This window comes from Pseudonocardia sp. T1-2H (assembly GCF_038039215.1).
GTDB lineage: Bacteria > Actinomycetota > Actinomycetes > Mycobacteriales > Pseudonocardiaceae > Pseudonocardia.
The window spans coordinates 167,931-185,081 of record NZ_JBBPCL010000003.1; the positions used below are offsets into that span (position 1 = coordinate 167,931).

At 65.1% G+C, this 17,151-nt stretch carries 15 protein-coding genes; all 15 read left to right on the forward strand.

Translation table 11 applies throughout. The annotated features are described in order from the left end of the window. Positions 1 to 831: 831 nt before the first annotated feature. The 15 genes from WBK50_RS34430 to WBK50_RS34500 all read left to right on the forward strand — a co-directional run bounded on the left by WBK50_RS34430 (position 832) and on the right by WBK50_RS34500 (position 16,752). On the forward strand, positions 832 to 1,692 hold the full coding sequence (locus tag WBK50_RS34430) for a VOC family protein (RefSeq protein ID WP_341339930.1): 861 nt from the start codon (positions 832 to 834) through the stop codon (positions 1,690 to 1,692). Between the two features lie 581 nt (positions 1,693 to 2,273). After that, on the forward strand, positions 2,274 to 3,470 hold the full coding sequence (locus tag WBK50_RS34435) for an FAD-dependent monooxygenase (RefSeq protein ID WP_341339931.1): 1,197 nt from the start codon (positions 2,274 to 2,276) through the stop codon (positions 3,468 to 3,470). Positions 3,471 to 3,522: 52 nt separating this feature from the next. Beyond that, positions 3,523 to 4,563, forward strand: coding sequence for a VOC family protein (locus WBK50_RS34440; protein WP_341339932.1), 1,041 nt, complete (start codon positions 3,523 to 3,525; stop codon positions 4,561 to 4,563). Between the two features lie 446 nt (positions 4,564 to 5,009). Further along, on the forward strand, positions 5,010 to 5,303 hold the full coding sequence (locus WBK50_RS34445) for a YciI family protein (RefSeq protein ID WP_341339933.1): 294 nt from the start codon (positions 5,010 to 5,012) through the stop codon (positions 5,301 to 5,303). 314 nt (positions 5,304 to 5,617) lie between these two features. Next, entirely contained in the window at positions 5,618 to 6,325 is a 708-nt protein-coding gene (locus WBK50_RS34450) for an MlaE family ABC transporter permease (RefSeq protein ID WP_341339934.1), read from the forward strand. 12 nt (positions 6,326 to 6,337) lie between these two features. Next, on the forward strand, positions 6,338 to 7,183 hold the full coding sequence (locus WBK50_RS34455; RefSeq protein ID WP_341339935.1) for an MlaE family ABC transporter permease: 846 nt from the start codon (positions 6,338 to 6,340) through the stop codon (positions 7,181 to 7,183). Positions 7,184 to 7,219: 36 nt separating this feature from the next. Next, positions 7,220 to 8,389, forward strand: coding sequence for an MCE family protein (locus WBK50_RS34460; RefSeq protein WP_341339936.1), 1,170 nt, complete (start codon positions 7,220 to 7,222; stop codon positions 8,387 to 8,389). Further along, positions 8,386 to 9,417: an MCE family protein gene (locus WBK50_RS34465; RefSeq protein WP_341339937.1), complete on the forward strand. Its 1,032-nt coding sequence runs from the start codon at positions 8,386 to 8,388 to the stop codon at positions 9,415 to 9,417. The genes WBK50_RS34460 and WBK50_RS34465 overlap by 4 nt, the downstream gene beginning before the upstream one ends. Then, on the forward strand, positions 9,414 to 10,430 hold the full coding sequence (locus WBK50_RS34470; RefSeq protein ID WP_341339938.1) for an MCE family protein: 1,017 nt from the start codon (positions 9,414 to 9,416) through the stop codon (positions 10,428 to 10,430). Before WBK50_RS34465 ends, WBK50_RS34470 begins: the two co-directional genes overlap by 4 nt. After that, complete coding sequence (locus WBK50_RS34475; RefSeq protein ID WP_341339939.1) at positions 10,427 to 11,659, forward strand: MCE family protein; 1,233 nt, start codon at positions 10,427 to 10,429, stop codon at positions 11,657 to 11,659. Before WBK50_RS34470 ends, WBK50_RS34475 begins: the two co-directional genes overlap by 4 nt. Further along, positions 11,656 to 12,933, forward strand: a complete 1,278-nt coding sequence (locus WBK50_RS34480) for an MCE family protein (protein ID WP_341339940.1) — start codon at positions 11,656 to 11,658, stop codon at positions 12,931 to 12,933. The genes WBK50_RS34475 and WBK50_RS34480 overlap by 4 nt, the downstream gene beginning before the upstream one ends. Next, the gene (locus tag WBK50_RS34485) at positions 12,930 to 14,318 is read left to right on the forward strand and encodes an MlaD family protein (protein WP_341339941.1); all 1,389 of its coding nucleotides are present in this window, start codon (positions 12,930 to 12,932) and stop codon (positions 14,316 to 14,318) included. Before WBK50_RS34480 ends, WBK50_RS34485 begins: the two co-directional genes overlap by 4 nt. 136 nt (positions 14,319 to 14,454) lie before the next feature. Continuing rightward, positions 14,455 to 14,931, forward strand: a complete 477-nt coding sequence (locus WBK50_RS34490; protein ID WP_341339942.1) for a hypothetical protein — start codon at positions 14,455 to 14,457, stop codon at positions 14,929 to 14,931. Between the two features lie 251 nt (positions 14,932 to 15,182). After that, entirely contained in the window at positions 15,183 to 15,740 is a 558-nt protein-coding gene (locus WBK50_RS34495) for a hypothetical protein (protein WP_341339943.1), read from the forward strand. Between the two features lie 10 nt (positions 15,741 to 15,750). Then, positions 15,751 to 16,752 (forward strand): ABC transporter ATP-binding protein, encoded by a 1,002-nt coding sequence (locus tag WBK50_RS34500; protein WP_341339944.1) that lies wholly within the window; start codon positions 15,751 to 15,753, stop codon positions 16,750 to 16,752. Positions 16,753 to 17,151: the final 399 nt, after the last annotated feature.

Genomic DNA, 17,151 nt, shown 5'->3' on the forward strand with positions numbered 1-17,151 from the left:
ACTTATGCCACCGGTCCGTACAGCAGCGTCCTCCTTCCTGTCGGTTTGCTCGAGGGACTCCGGCCTGAGCAGTCCTTGACAGCCCCTGGCCTGTCCGAGATTGTATAGCAACTTGAGCCGCCGGAGGGTTCCGTACTACGTGCGGCCTTCCTGGCTGACTGCGTTGCTCTCAAAGAGGAGGGGTTCGGGCATTGCCGCAGGTAGATGCACTGCACCGCGCGTCCTACCGGCCTGCGAGTTGTCTATCAATCCTCCAGGCCCGAGTCGTGCTCCACTTCGGAGCGTCGTCCCAACCCTCGCTGCCCAGGCGCGGTGCGATGAGGGGCAGGCCCATGGCTGGCACGCAAGAGGGTCTGGAGACCAGACGATCAAAACGGCGCTGGCGACCCGCGCATTTGTTCAAAGGCGAGCCCGGCGGCGCACCGAGGAGCCCAACTCCAGGAGGAGGCAGGTCGCCCCGTCCCCCAAGGGCGGCGGCGCGGTACGACCGGCCATCGAAACCTCGACATGCGGGGCAGCCCGATCCTGACGCTTCGTGACCGGGGTCGCGGCGTTGCGGCGGCGATCGAGGCCACGCAATGACCAGCCCAACGCGGCCAAACGTGGCGCGAGGCTGGTCATCGCCCGTCACGAGGTGACCCCGACACCGTGGGCGGCGACGTCTGACGGTTGTGCGTATTGGCGACCGACGAGGGCGACGGAACCTTCAGCGTCGATGGCCTGGGCGACGCAGCACGCAGCACGCAGCACGCAGCAGATGTCCTGGTCCGGGTCGCACCGGTTACATGGCCATGTTACTCGAATCGTTCTAACAAAGAAGGGTGGTCTTTCGTGAACATCGAACAGCTCGGGTACCTCGGGATCAACGCGCAGCAGCCAGAAGCTTTCTCCACCTACGCGACCGATATCTTGGGTCTACAGCCCGTGCGCGGGGATGGGGACCGGCGCTACTTTCGCATGGATGATCATCATCATCGCCTCATCGTAGAACCTGCCGAGGTTAATGGCGGGGCTTACTACGGCTGGCAGGTGGCTGACTCCGACGCGCTCACGGCCGCCGCCGACGAGGTGCAGCGCAGCGGCGTCGAGGTCACTGCTGCCACGCAGGAGGAGCTGGAGGTGCGCAGAGTTTCCAGCATGGTGCACTTTCAGGATCCCGGTGGTCATCGTGTGGAGCTGTACGCCGGCCCGAGTCGAACTAGCGATGGCTTCACATCACCTCGAGGGATTCCCGGATTCGTAGCCGGAGACCTCGGCTTGGGACACATCGTGCTCTTGAGTGACAAGTTTGCCGAAACCCAAAAGTTCTATACTGACATTCTTGGGTTCGACGTCAGCGACTATATGATCGAGAAGCCGTTCAGCGCAGTCTTCATGCGCACCAATCCGCGTCACCATAGCATCGCGATCGGCGACGCAAGCTTCTTTGGCGCACCGAATATCCTGCATCACTTCTTGCTTGAAGTGGAAGACCCGGACGACGTCGGCCGCTCCTGGGACCTCGTTGTAGAGCGAAACGTCCCGGTCACTATGTCCATTGGCCGCCACACGAACGACAATATGTTCTCGTTCTACGTTGAGTCACCGGCTGGGGTCAACACCGAATTTGGCTCGGGTGGCGTTCTTGTCGATGAGGACACCTGGCAGGCGTGTGAAATTCCCGGACCAGATGTCTGGGGCCACAAGCACTGACTGGTCCGCTACACCGCTCTCGGGCCCCGCCGTAGATCCCGGATCCGGCGGCCCGGCGACGTCAGCGATTTGATGGCTCTGATCGGCTCCCATTCGCCGCGATCGGCTCCCTAGATCGCGGACCCAGTGGGCCGGGCGAAACGGTCGCAGTCGCGCAGGCGCTGAGACCCCGGCACTTCGGAGGATGACTATGCTTGGCTCCAAAAGGGTTACTCGACCAGCGGTTTGGTCGACGGCCACTGACCACAATCGCACGACCCGCGCGACGTACCTCGGACGTGTATTCGTGGAGTGCACTACGGGCCCTCAGTCGTGGCGCGGTGGCCCTGCAGCCCGCGGGGGTGATAGCTCCGGTCGCGGCGTAATTCAGCTCCTCTCTCGCCCGAGGTCGAAGAATCGCGTCTGGGCTAGCGACGACATCGGCTCGCTGGAGGCCATCTGCCCACTAGAGGCCAGTGTCTCAAGCTACAGCCGAGGCGGCAGGGCCGTCCGCGGGCCTGTCCCGACCGCCGTCCTTGGGCTGTTGGGTAAACTGGTCGCCGGCCGCCGCAGCGACCGTACTTCGTTGTTCAGGTAAGCCGATGGACACCAAGGATGCTGCGCAAAGAAGTGTCGATGTTGCAATCGTCGGCGCCGGTATCGGTGGATTGACCCTCGCCCTGGCGTTGCGTCGGCACGGCATCGGGGTAGAGGTATTCGAACGTGCCCATGAACTCCGTGAGGTCGGGGCGGCGGTCGCGCTGGCGGCTAATGGTTCGCGGGTGCTTACCGATCTGGGTCTCGGTGACCAGTTGGCATCGGTTTCGACCGTCCCGTCGAGCCTCGTCTATCGACACTGGGGCGACGCTCGCCCGCTCGCTTCTCATACGGTCGGGGATTGGTACGCCGAGCGGTTCGGCGGGCCGTTCTGGGGCATTCACCGCAGTGATCTGCAGCGGGTACTTGCTGACGCGTGGGGCAGCGACGGGCTCCACCTAGGCCAGGCCCTCGTTGAGCTTCGGGAGCATTCAGCCGGGGTGGAGTTCCGCTTCGCCGGCGGTTCGCAGGTGCGCGCCCGCGTCGTGGTCGGCGCCGACGGCGTGCACTCGACGGTCCGGCGATCGCTCACCGACGACGTCCCGGTGTACTCGGGCACCACCGGCTTCCGGGGCCTGGTCCCAATCGAGGCCCTCCCCTCACTACCCGACCCACAAGCCGTTCAGTTTTGGATGGGGCCCGGAGCTCATTTGCTTCACTACCCGATCGGCGCCATGGTCAACTTCCTCGCCGTCATCGAGGGGCCGCCGATCTGGACGGAACCGCTCGGTACCGCGATAGCTGCAGACGGGGAGCTGGTCGGACACTTCACCGGCTGGCACCCCGCCATCATCGAGATGCTGACAGCCGTGCCGCAGAGCCCGCGCTGGGCTCTGTTGAGCCTGCCCTCGCTCGCCCGCTGGAGCCGCGATCGGATCGTCCTCATCGGGGATGCCGCGCATGCCATGTTACCTCACCACGGTCAGGGCGCGAATCAAACCATCGAGGACGCCGCCGTGCTGGCGGATTGCCTCGCCGAGGCCGGACCAGACCGATACACCGTGGCATTCGGATGCTACGAGCGGTTCCGGCGGGCACGTACCCGAGCGGTCCAGCTCAGTTCGTCGGCTACGTCGGGGCTTCTGCACCTGCCCGACGGGCCAGTCGCGCGCGCCCGAGACCGCGAGCTGTCCCGTCTCGTGGAGAAGTTCGGCTGGATCCACGCCTACGACGCTCGCAACGTGGTCATGGGCGCATCGTAACCGTGAATTGAACTAACGCCGTCTAAAGCCCGCCGTTTCGAAGGAGGATGGGATGACCTCAGTACAAAACGCAGCGCACCCCTCAGCGCATGCCGCTTCGCCGCCGCGGTTCGAGTTGGCGCACATGGCCCACGCCGAGCTGTTCACCCCGGACATGGAGGGCAGCCTGTGGTTCTTCACCCAGCTGCTGGGCATGCGGGAGACGGCCCGGAACAAGGGCTCGGTGTACCTGCGCTGCTACGAAGACCCCTACCATCACAGCCTCAAGCTGACCGAACGGGACCAGCCTGGGTTGGGGAATCTCGGCTGGCGGACCACCTCGGCCGACGCGCTAGAGCGGCGCGCTGCTGCGCTGGATAAGGCTGGTCTGGGGAAGGGCTGGACGAAGGGCGACCTCGGCGTCGGGCGTACGTTCGCGTTCGAAAGCCCCGACGGGCACCCGATGGAGCTGGTCTGGGAGGTCGAGAAGTTCAGTGCCCCGCCGGACCAGCGCAGCAAGATCCTGACGCGGCGGTCGAAGCGCCCGCTCCAGGGGCTGCCGCCACGCCGACTCGACCACGTCAACCTGATGGCGTCCGACGTCACCACCCAGAAGGAGCTCTTCGAGAAGACGCTGGGCTTCGGCACCCGGGAGCGGGTGGTCGACGCCGCGGCCGGCGGCACCGAGATCGGCGCCTGGATGAGCGTCAACATCCTCGGCCACGAGATGGCGATCATGCTCGACCAGACGGGGTCTCGGGGCCGGTTGCACCACCTGGCGTTCTGGTACGGGGTGCCGCAGCACAACACTGATGCGGCCGAACTGTGCCGGGAGTACGGCATCCAGATCGAGGCCGGTCCGGACGTGCACGGGATCACCCAGGGTGCCTTCCTCTATGTCTTCGAGCCCGGTGGTAACCGCATCGAGCTGTTCGGTAACTCCGGGATCCTGGAGATGGAGCCGGATTTCGAAACCGTCACCTGGGACCTGTCTGACTTCGACACCGCGCTCGCGATCGGCGGCGCGACACTGCCTGCCGAGACCTATTTTGTCTACGGCACCCCAGCCAACCCCGACCAGGACAAGCTGTTGACCCCCTGGAGTGCCCGCTAGCCGAAATAATGCTGGGTACAGCGTGCGACGAGGAAACTGGCGGCGTTGCGCTGACGCTGCGTGCCCCGGCGGAGTGGCAATCTACATTCGGGCCCTCGCCCGACACATTCGAAGCACAAAGCTGGAACCGGGATCCGTTCCCGGTTCACCCAGCCGAGGTTGAAGTCAAACTCGAGCGGTCTCAAAGAGACTGCGGTCGGTCGATCGGACGCCTGCGCACACGGGAAACGAGTGTGTCAATCACTTCCAGACGCCCCCGGAAGCTGCATCAGGGAACGAAAGATTGGCATGATCTTCAAAGCCATTCAGGAAAAGCGACTGCACGGCCAGGGACCATTTTAGGCGCGGGAGGTACGGATGATCCCGCACGGCGCGACCAGAAGACAAGACTTCTAGGACCACGACCAATGCGCAAGGCGAAACTTATATTAAATAGGGGGTCAAGGATGCCGCTGTTCGCAGTGATCTGGCGTTACACCGAGGACACGCAGCGGGTGGACGAGGTGCGTCCGCTCCATCGAAAGTACCTGAGCGATCTGGTTCAGCGGGGAATCGTGCGTGAGGCAGGGCCGTGGTCCGACGGCACCGGCGGCCTGTTAGTTTTTGATACCGCCGACGAGGCGGAGCTGAAATCGCTGCTCGATGACGATCCGTGCACCACCAGCGGGGTCCTCGTTGAGCAGCGGATTCACGAGTGGAAGGTCCTTGTGGGGCCATTGAGTGATAGATCGAGCGCATGATTTCGATGATCTTGCCCATCAGACGCCACAGAGGCAAGCCAGCCCGACGGCGCCGCGCCGAAACTTCGGCGGATGAATTGCAGGAACATGCACATCCTTCCTGACGCCCGGCGCCCGGCGTCGCCTCAGCCGAGGTATCCGTCACCCTGGGGAGAACTCAGTACAGATTGTGAGTCACTTTTTCTTCCATCGCTCGTTAACCGCTTGAGTGTGGACGAACAAGGCGCCACCGGACGGGAGAGATAGCTACGATGACGACGAGCTCGTCCTCACTCCTGGCGAGGCAATTGCGCCCTCTGGGCGGGCTGTTCGCCATGTCTCTGGACTCCCTGCAAAGCCTATTCAAGCGCCCGTTCCAGTGGCGCGAGGCGATCCAGCAGATGTGGTTCATCATTCGCGTCTCGATTGTTCCGACGTTGCTGGTGATGCTCGGCTTTACGCTGCTGGTGATCTTCGAGGTCAACCTGCTACTGAAGGATCTGGGGGCGCTGGACCTCGCCGGCGCGATCGCGGGCATCGCCTCGATCCAGCAGATCGGACCGTTCGTAACGGTCGTCGTCATCGCCGGTGCCGGCGGGACAGCGATCTGCGCCGATCTGGGCTCCCGGACCATCCGTGAGGAGATCGCTGCGATGCAGGTGCTGGGAATCGACCCGATCCAGCGTCTCGTTGTTCCCCGGGTGATCGCGATGGTCGTCGTCGGCCAGGTGCTCAACTTCATCATCGGCGCCGGCGGCCTCATTGGAGGGTACTTCTTCTCTATCTATCTGCAGGGCGCCACCCCGGGGGCGTATGTCGACAGTATTCCGATGTTCACCGGCCCGGCCGAGCTCGCTGTCAGCATGATCAAGGCGTTCGTCTTCGGGGTGATCGCCGCGCTCATCGCCTGTTACCGCGGGCTCACTGTCTCGGGTGGTTCCAAGGGTGTGGGAGACGCGGTGAACCAAGCGGTTGTCATCACGGTCACCGTCCTTGTTCCGGTCAGCCTGACCATCACGATCGTCCAATTCGCAGTCCTGTAGGGGGGTATTGAGATGGCACGCAGGAGTGCGACCAGCACGCTGAAGCGCGTCGCGGGTGGGCCCGTCCGGATCTTGGATGTGCTGGGCCAGCAGGGTCTGTTCTACGGACGAGTGGTGACCTCGTTACCGACCACTCTGCGCTTGTACAAGAAAGAGCTGATCCGGCTCATCGCCGAGTTGGGTATGGGATCTGGGGCGCTCGCGCTAGTCGGCGGCTCGGCGGCCATCGTTGCCTCGATAACGTACTTCGCCGGCGGCGTTGCCGCTGCGCAGGGCTTCGAGTCCTCCAACAACATCGGGGTCGGCTCGATGAGCCCGCTGCTCGCAGCCTACTTTACCATCCGAATCTCCACGCCTGTACTGGCTGGTGTCGCGTTGGCTGTGACCATCGGCGCGGCCACCACGTCGCAGATCGGTGCTATGCGGATCTCCGAGGAGATCGACGCGCTCGAGGTCATGTCGGTACCCCCGCTGCGGTACCTCGTCACGACGCGGGTGCTCGCTGGGCTGATCGTGATCACGCCGCTCTATGTCTTCGCCTCGTTGGCGGGCTTTCTCGCCGACTATTTCATCCTCGTCTTCTTCTACGAATCGGGCGCGGGCAATTTCAGGCACTACTTCTTCCTCTACCTTGACCCACTCGACATCGTCTTCGCCTACATCCAGATCGTGGCGATGGTAGTTGTCGTGATGTTCATCCACACCTACTACGGCTACAACGCATCCGGCGGCCCGGCCGAAGTCGGCGAGGCGGTTGGGAAGTCGGTGCGGTCTTCGTTGTCCGCGGTGATGGTTGTCAACCTGCTGGTAGCGATGGCCCTATACGCCAACTTCAACACCTTCCACCTGGCGGGCTGAGCAGCAATGGAGATAAGCACGTTCAAGGTCCGACTGGTGGGCGTCCTCATGATCGGCGTACTGGTTGGCCTGTTCGCCCTGGCCGCCGCGTTCTACGCGCAGGCCTTCCGGTCGACGGTTCCGGTCACACTTGTGGCAAATCGCGCGGGGCTGGTGATGGCCCCGGGCAACGACGTAAAGCTGCGAGGCATCAGTGTCGGCGAGGTAACCGCCATCCAGGAGGCCGGCGGGGACGCCGTTCTCAGTCTCGGCTTGGACCCGGACAGGGTCGCCGATATTCCGGCCAACGTCACTGCCCAGATCGTCCCCGCCACGCTGTTCGGAACCAAATACGTGGCCCTGTCCGAGCCTGAGCGGCCCAGCCGCGCCCGGATCGCGGCGAACGCGGTGCTCCGGAACGAAAGCGTCACTGTCGAGGTGAACAACGTCTTCGACAATTTGGCAATGGTGCTCAACTCGGTCGACCCAGCGAAGATCAACGCAACGCTCGGAGAGATCGCTCTTGCCCTTGACGGTCGGGGTGACGAGATCGCCGGGCTTGCCAGCAACGCGAACGCCTACCTGGCGCGTATCAATGGGAAGCTGCCCACCCTGCGTCGTGACCTCGTCGCACTCGCTGATGTCACGCAGATCTACGCCGGGGTCGCCCCCGATGTGCTCCGCGTCCTCGACAATGCGACCGCCTCCGGTCACACCATCGTCGACCAGGCCGAGGAGCTCGATGCGTTCCTGCTCGACGTGACCACGTTGGGGCAGGTCGGGCGTGAGGTACTAGCCCAGAACCAGCACGAATTCATCACTGCACTCGAGGTGCTGCGCCCGACCACTGGACTGCTCAGGGCGTACGAGCCGGGCTTGACCTGCTTCATCGAAGGGTTGGACTACACCCGCCAGGTACTGGAACCGGCCCTTGGCGGAGTATCTCCGGAGCTCCGGCTCGCGACAACGTTGACCATCGGCCAGAAGGCCTACGAGTACCCGCGGGACCTGCCCAAGGTCGAGGCTGATAACCCTCCTGCCTGTTACGGGCTTCCGGTGCTCGAAGAGCACGAGCGCCCGAGCCCATACGTTCCGACGGACACGGGCACCAACCCGAATGCGAGCAACAGCAATGAGTTCGCGGTCGAAGCCCCCCCGTTCGAGTTGCTCTTTGGTCCGCCCAGGCCCGGCTCCAGCCCGGCGACCACGACTGGGGGAGCCCGATGAGCGTGCGATCCGATGTGATAAAGGTTGTGGGCTTTCTGCTTCTGGGCCTGTTCTTCGGTGGCCTGCTGTGGGTGACCTTGGCGCGCTCTACCGTCGGCATCGGCTCGAGCTCCTACGTGGCGGACTTCACCGACGTCAGCGGACTGGAAGCGGGCGACGTTGTACGCGTCGCCGGTGTCCGGGTCGGTCAAGTCACCGATGTCGCCGTGGGAGGCGATGACCAGATCAAGGTGGAGTTCGAGGTCGCGCACAGCCAGCCGGTCCTGAGTGGCACCCGGCTGCTCGTTCGCTACGAGAATCTCCTCGGTGATCGCTTCCTCGAGCTCACCGACGGTCCCGGATCGACGAGCCTCCAGCCGGCGGACCGGATCATCCCGGCCAACCGAACCTCCCCGGCACTGGATCTCGACGTCTTACTCAATGGTTTCAAACCGCTGTTCCAGGGCCTGCAGCCGGACCAGATCAACGCGCTGGCCACCAACATAGTCAGTACGTTGCAGGGCAGGGCGGGCACTGTGGACTCGCTGCTGCGGCACACGGCGTCGCTGTCAGGCACATTGGCCGACCGAGACCAGGTTATCGGCCAGGTGATCACCAACCTGAACACCGTGCTGGGCACCGTCGATTCCCGTGACCAGCAGCTGTCCATGACTCTGGACCAGCTTCAGCGGCTGGTGTCCGGGCTCTCCGAGGATCATCAGGCCATCGGCTCGGCGATCGAGCAGATCAACGGTTTCGCCGGCGACCTGGCCGGGCTGCTCGACCAGGCCCGGCCGCCGCTACGCGGCACGGTGGAGCAGCTCAACCGCACTGCGACGGTCCTCGACGACAACCGCGACTCGCTCAACGCCGTCCTCGCGCAGATCCCGGTGGCTTACCAGAGCCTGACCCGCACCGCGACCTATGGCTCGTTCTTCAACTTCTACCTGTGCAGTGTCCAGGTGAAGGTGACCGGACCGGACGGACAACCGATCACCTCACCGGTAATCGGATCCAACCAGAACACACCGAGGTGCCGCCTCCCATGATCAGATTCAGCGAAAAGAACCCGGTCCTCCTCGGCGGGTTGGGTCTGGTCGTTATTACCATCGTGCTGGGGCTGGCGCTCAATACCGACAAACTCGTGAACCTCACCGGCTCCGGGTACAGCGCATTGTTCGGTGAAGCTGGCGGCTTGAAAGACGGGGACCCCGTTAAGGTCGGCGGCTTTGAGATCGGGCGGGTGACAGACGTTGTACTGGACGGACCGGACGTGCGGGTCGACTTCCGGGTGACGGACCGGCGTGTCCGGCTGGGCCAGGACACCTCGGCCAGCGTCAGCGTGGCCACCATCCTCGGCGAGAAGTTCCTCAAGCTCGTCCCGGGCGGAGACGACGAACTCTCCTCCGCGACGCCGATCCCTCGGACCCGAACCACGGCTCCCTACGACCTGCCCGACGCCTTGTCGACCCTGACCACCAAGTCCGAGGCTATCGACCTGCCCGAGCTGGCGAGTGCGCTGAACACCACCGCCACCACCTTGGACGGGACCGCGCCGCAGCTCAAGGCTGCGCTGGACGGGGTGAAAAGGCTGTCCCAGACGATCAGCTCCCGGGATCAATCACTGCGCGAACTCCTCAACCACACCAACGGGGTCACCGGTGTCCTCGCCCAGCGCGCCCAGCAGCTCAAGCTCCTGATCGGGGACGGCAACGTACTGCTCGCCGAGCTGCAGGCACGCCGGGAGGCAATCACCCAACTGCTGGCTAACGCATCGGCGCTGGCTCACCAGCTCAACGGGTTAGTCGCGGACAACCGGACACAGCTCGGGCCGATGCTGGATCGGCTGAACTCGGTCCTGGCGGTACTGAAACAGAACGAGGACAACATCGCCAAGATCCTCAAGGGGGCGGGCCATTTCGCGACAAGTATGGGAGACGCGCTGGCCACCGGCCCGTTCTTCCAGGCCTATGTGGAGAACCTGATTCCCGGCAACCTCATTCCGCTGTCCGACTACCTGCCTCAGGTCCCGTCGACTCCGGCACCGGGAGGCACCCGGTGAAGCGGCTCCTCTCGGCCCGAGTCCTGACCGCGGTCCTGGCCATCGCCCTGCTCGCCGGCTTAATCGTGTCCCTGGCTCCGAACCGGACCTTGCAGGCGGTCGCCTACTTCTCCTCGAGCACCGGAATCTACGAGGACGACGAAGTCCGGATCCTCGGAGTTCCGGTGGGCGCGATCGACAAGATCACCCCGGAGGGGCGCCAAGTTCGAGTGGAGTTTCACTACGACTCGGCGCAGAAGGTTCCAGCCGACGCGAAGGCCGTCATCGTCGCACCGTCGCTGGTCACCACGCGCTATCTGCAGCTTGCCCCCCGCTACGTCGACGGCCCGACGCTTGCCGACGGCGCGAGCATCCCGATCGATCGCACCGCCGTGCCCGTCGAGTGGGATCAGATCAAGGACCAGCTTTTCCAACTGTCAAGCCAACTCGGACCGCACACCGGCGACCCGAACGGCCCGCTGGCGGACGCGCTGCGGGTCGGCGCCGACACGCTGCGCGGACAGGGCAAGGACATTAACCAGACCATCGCGGAGCTCTCCTCGGCGATGACCACTCTCGCGAACGGCAGCGACGACATATTCGGCACCGTCCGCAACCTGCAGGTGTTCACCTCGGCGCTGGTGACTAGCGACGAGCAGATCGTCGAGTTCGGGCAGCGACTCGCGTCCGTGGCCACCACACTTGAACAGAACAAGGAACAGTTGGGAAGTGCGCTCTCCGACCTGCGCGGCACCGTCAGCACGGTCCAGCAGTTCGTCGCGGACAACCGAGATCGCCTCGACGGCACGGTCGACCAGCTGGCTGACGTGACTGGAGTGTTGGCCGCACAGCAGGAAGACCTTGCATGGGCCCTACACGTCGCACCCACTCCGGTCGTCGACCTCTACAACTCCATCCACTCCTCGACCGCCTCGTTGCATGGCAAGCTCGCGCTGAGCAACCTGAAGAACCCCGCCGATTTCGTCTGCTCGGCGATCGGCGCGGCGGGCAAGCTCGATCCTCAAGAGGCGGCCGAGCAGTGCGCGACCTATCTCGGGCCACTGCTGAACCTGCTCACCATGAACTACCCGCCGGTGGCGGTCCAGCCGCTGAGCCGGCAGGGCAGCGTCCCGGTCCCCGCATCACCCCGGGACGCGACACCATCGTCCGGCTCGTCCGACGTGGCCCCACCGGTGACTGGCCCCGGTGGCCTTTCCGAGCTGCTCATACCCCAGAGGAGCAACCGATGAGCCCCGCCATCGGACGGTCACCGCGGATCGGCGTCGCGGTCGCAGCAACCGTCATGGCTCTCACGAGCTGTCGATTCGCTGGCGTCGACACACTGCCGCTACCTGGCACGGTGGGCACCGGCGCGGGGTCGTATTCGGTGCAGGTGGAGCTGGTTGACATCGGCAACCTAAGGCCTAACGCCCAGGTCAGGGTCGGGGACGTACCGGTCGGTACGGTCACCGCACTGAGCACCAGGGACTGGCATGCCGTCGCCACCGTCCAGCTCGGCGCGGCGGTCCAGATGCCCGCCAACGCCACCGCAACCGTCGGGCAGAACAGCCTGCTCGGCGCGTCCTACCTCGAGATAACCCCGGCGACCGGGGAGCAGCCCACCGGCAGCCTCGCCGCCGGCGACATCATCCCGCTCGCCCGAACGAACGCCTACCCGACCACGGAACAGGTTCTCGCCGCGGCGTCGGTCATCCTCAACGGCGGTGGATTGAACCAGCTGGAGACAATCACCAAAGAGCTCCGGCGGGCGCTGGGCGGCGAGAACGGCGCCGTCAAAGACTTGATACCGCAGCTGGAGACATTCGTCGCCGGGCTGGACGCACAACGCGACGACATTGTCGACACGCTGGACGGCCTTAACCAACTCTCCACCACGCTGGCCGGCCAGACCCAGGTCATCGGGAACGCGCTCGAACAGCTGGGTCCAGCTTTGCAGGTACTCGAGCGAGAACGAACCGACATGACCGGAACGCTGGTTTCCCTCGACAGGCTCGGCAGCACGGCCTCGTCGATCATCGACGCCAGCCAGCAGGACCTCGTTGCCAACCTGAATGATCTGGAACCGGTCCTCCGTTCGCTGGCAGACGCCAACAAGTCCCTGGTCGATTCGCTGGGCCTCGCGCTGTCCGTCCCGTTCCCGGTCGCGACCGTTCCCAACGCATGCCGGGGCGATTACTGCAACATCAGCCTGACGATCGACCTGACGCTCAACAAGCTGGATGCGTCATGGTTGTCCGGCACTCCGCTGCAGGGCTCGCTCTATGCCGTGCAGAACATGCTGAGCGGGAGTGCGCCGGGTACCGCCGGCGAGGCGGAGAATCCGCTGCTCGCCCCACTGGGGTCGGGTAGCTCAGCAGGGCCAGCCATGCCACCGAGCGGGAACGAACCGAGCGCACCCGGCGACTCTCCGACATCAGGTGATCTCTCGCCTACCCCGACGCCGCAACCCGAGCCGCTCCCCGACGAGGGCGTCGTCGGCCGAATCCTGGGAGGCGGGCAGTGATCCTCACCCGATTCGTCAAGACCCAACTGGGGCTCCTGGTCGTCGCGACCTTAATCGGCTCGGCGATCCTCGGGGTAGTTTTCCTCCGCTTGCCGGCCTTCTTCGGCATCGGCCAGTACACGATCAGCGCGCAATTCACCGACGCGGCACGACTCTACGACCGCGCCGAGGTCACCTACCGGGGCCGACCCGTCGGAGGGGTGCAGGACCTGTCGTTGATCGACGGTGGAGTCCAGATCGCCATGAACATCGATAGCAGTGTCCAGATTCCGCTAGGCGCCCGGGCAAATGCCCGCAGCCTGTCCGCAGTGGGGGAGCAATATATCGACATCGTCCCGGACAGTGACTCCGGGCCCTCTATGACGCCCGGACAAGTAATCCCGATGGATCACACCTCGGTGCCGGTGCAGATCGGCTCGGTTCTGGAGCAGGTCAACGCGCTGGCGGCCGCGCTACCGCGAGACGACCTCAACACTGTGATCAATGAGTCCTACGATGCCTTCAAGGGCCTCGGCCCGGATCTACGGAGCATCATCGACAACGGGAACCGGCTCGTCACCGCCGCGAACCAGAACTATGAACCCACCGCCCAGCTCCTTGACGACCTCGGCCCGCTCCTCGGCACCCAGACCGAGATCGCCCCCGAGCTGCGCTCGCTTACCGCCGACCTCGCGGAGGTGACCGACCAGCTGCGTGCCAGCGACCCGGACATACGCGGCTTGCTGAACGACGGGCAGCCGTTCGCCCAGGAGGTCGAGGGCCTGCTCACCGATGTCCAGCCGGCCCTGCCGGTTCTGCTGGGCAACGTGGTGACCGTCGGTGATGTCCTGTTGACCTACAACGGGAGCATCCAGGACCTGCTCGCCGTTTACCCGCCGCTGCTCGCCGCCACCCAGTCCATTGTCGCGCCGAACGGAACCGACCACAGGGCCAACATCGACATTGTAACGGCGCTGAACGACCCACCGCCGTGCACCACTGGCTACCTCCCGGCAGACCAGCGGCGGGACCCGGCCGACACCTCAGTCGCCCCGCCGCCGAATGCGTACTGCCAGCTGCCGGCCAGCCACCCCAGTGCCGTCCGAGGTGCCCGCAACCTGCCGTGCGCCGAGTTCCCCGGCCGCCGCGGTGCCTCCCCAGCCGACTGCCGACGCGGCGGATCGCCGGTCGACGCGCTCGACGATCCTCCCTTCCCACGGGACTCCGCCGCCGGTCAGCTGCTCAGCGTCGGCCGCCCGGAAGCCGTCGGTTCTTACGACCCGCTCTCGGGGCGGGCTATCGGGCCGGACGGCAAGCCCTACTTCCTACGCAATGTCGGGAGCACCACGCCACCGACGGAGGACATGTCATGGCAGAGCCTGCTACTACGAACGGTCGGACGGTGAACCGCGAGGGCGGCGCGCTCGAGGAGGACCAGGACCCGGGGGTGACCGCCCCGGGGGTGCCGGACACCGACCTCGACAGCCGGGACGCCCCCCAGCGACGAACGAAGCCCCTAGGACGTCCGGGCCGTCCCGGCGGGTGCGCCTCACCGCGACTGTGCTGGGAGTCGTTGCCACCGCGGCGATCGCGGCGACGGCGGTCTTCGGAGTGCTGGCCTGGAGCTCGCAGGACCGCGATGCCGGTGCGCTCATGGCCATCGCCGCCGCACGTCAAGTTGCGCTGAACCTGACATCGATCAATGCCGATACCGCCGACGCGGACTTGCAACGACTCCTTGACAGCACAACCGGCGACTTCCACACGCAATTCGCGTCGAGACAGGAGCCTTTCGTGCAGATCGTGAGGCAGGCCAACGTGTCCACCACTGGCAACGTGACCGCCGCGGGCCTCGACACTATGAACTCCGACAGCGCCCGCGTCCTGCTCGCCGTGCACGCCGTGGTGACGAACTCAGGAGCGCAGCAGGGCGAGGACCGCAACTACCGCCTCGCCATCACCATGCAACACATGGACGACGGCCGCTGGTTGGCGTCCAGTGTGGACTTTGTCGCATGAGTAGGAGGGAGAACGACATGGCTATAACCGGTGCAGAGACGCACGACGAACGCGGACCCGACCTCGACCTCGACGCCCAGGCCTTGTCGGCTCCGGATTCCCGTGACGCCAGCGAGACCGGAGGTGCCAGCGGTGCCGCCGTTCCCTCTGACGGGCCTTCCGCCAGGGGCCGAAGGTGGGCACCGCGGAGCCGCGGGACATCAGCTGTGGCAGACAGTGCGCCCGGCCGGCTCCGCCGGACATTTTCGATCATGATGCGAGTCGCCGGCTCGTCCGCGCGGCTCCCCGGCACCGGGTGGCGCTGGCTCTCGGCCGGGCTCGCTCGCAGGCCGACAGTCGCACTCGGCGGGCTCGGTGCCGTCGTCGTGGTCTTCACGTTGCTCGCGGGCGGAGCATGGTGGGTCCAACACACCAGCGGAACCCAGCAGGCTGACCGGGCCGCCGCTCTAGCCGCGGCGAAAACCACGGTCTCAGGGCTGCTGACCTACGACTCCAGCAACATCGACGCACTTGTGGCCCGGGTCGACGACGATGTTACCGAGGGGTTCCGGACGGACTACCACACACTAATCTCGCAAGTCATCGAGCCGGCAGCCAAGCAACAGCAGATCACCACCAGCGCCGAGATCGTCGGATCGTCGACCATCTTGGAGGAAAGTTCGGCGGATCAAGTTGTGGCGCTGTTGTTCGTCAACCAGAGGACCCAAGCCGGGCCAAACGGGGCGCTGCAACAAAGCGGTAGCCGGGTCCGCGTTGTCATGCAGCACATTGAAGAGCGATGGCTCCTGGCGGACCTGAATCCGATCTGATGGGGATGCAATGAGTGGTGTCGCGGTAAAGGTCGAGAACCTGTCAAAGTCCTTCGGTCGCGCCAACATCTGGTCGGACGTGACCTTGACATTACCGCCGGGTGAGGTGTCGGTGTTGTTGGGTCCGTCCGGGACGGGTAAGTCGGTTTTCCTCAAGACCCTGATCGGGCTGCTCAAGCCGGAGAAGGGCTCGATTGTCATCCACGACACCGACCTAGTGCGGTGCAGCGAGAGTCGGCTGTACGAAATCCGCAAGCTGTTCGGGGTGCTGTTCCAGGACGGCGCGCTGTTCGGGTCGATGAACCTCTACGACAACATCGCGTTCCCGCTGCGCGAGCACACCAAGAAGTCCGAGGCGCAGATCCGCGACATCGTCGCGGAGAAGATGCACATGGTCGGGCTAGCCGGCGACGAGCGGAAGCTGCCGGGGGAAATCTCCGGTGGGATGCGCAAGCGGGCCGGGCTGGCGCGGGCGCTGGTGCTGGACCCGGAGATCATCCTGTTCGACGAGCCGGACTCGGGTCTGGACCCGGTGCGCACGGCGTACCTGAACCAGCTGATCATCGATCTGAACGCGCAGACGGACTCGACGTTCCTGATCGTCACCCACGACATCAACACCGCGCAGACGGTGCCCGACAACATCGGACTGTTGTACCGCAAGCACTTAGCTATGTTCGGCCCCCGCGAGGTGCTGCTCACCAGCGACGAGCCGGTCGTCTCGCAGTTTCTTAACGGTCGTCGGCAGGGCCCGATCGGCATGTCGGAGGAGAAGGACACCGCGCAGGCCCAGCGGGAGATGGCGGAGGCCGGCGAGCTGACCGGGCTGCCGCCGCTCAAGCCGCAGTTGGAGGCCACCGCCGGGCTGCCGGAGCGCAAGGCGGTGCGCCGGCGCACGGAGCGCGTGATGCGCCAGCTGCACACGCTGCCAGCAGCCGCCCAGCAGGCGATCAGCGAGTCCTATGCCGATGAACCGGGCCTCGCCGCCGCCGTTGGGGGCAGAAGCCAGTAGCCGCCATGGTCTCTCAGCCAGCTGGGCGGAGACATGCCGATCGAGGCGATTCCCCGCCCCTCCCCCGCGGCATCGGCCCCGCCCCACCGCGACCGTTCCTCGCCGCGCGAGCACCCCAGATCTCACCGGGGCGTCCTGTGGTCCCGCCGCGGTGAGATCCTTACCCTCTCCGCGGCCGACTTGGCCTGCTCAGGACATCTCGAGCATCGTACGTACGCCACCAAGCGGCGCGTGTAGTGCACGGGCGGGTCGCGGTCCTCGGCGTTGACTTCCAGGACCTCCCGATCAGCACAGTGTGGTCGCCGGCGTCGATGGTTTTGCGCAGCGTGGATTGGAGCATCGCCATCGCACCGGATATCACGGGCAGTCCGTGCTCGGACCTCGACCTTCGGAGTTTCT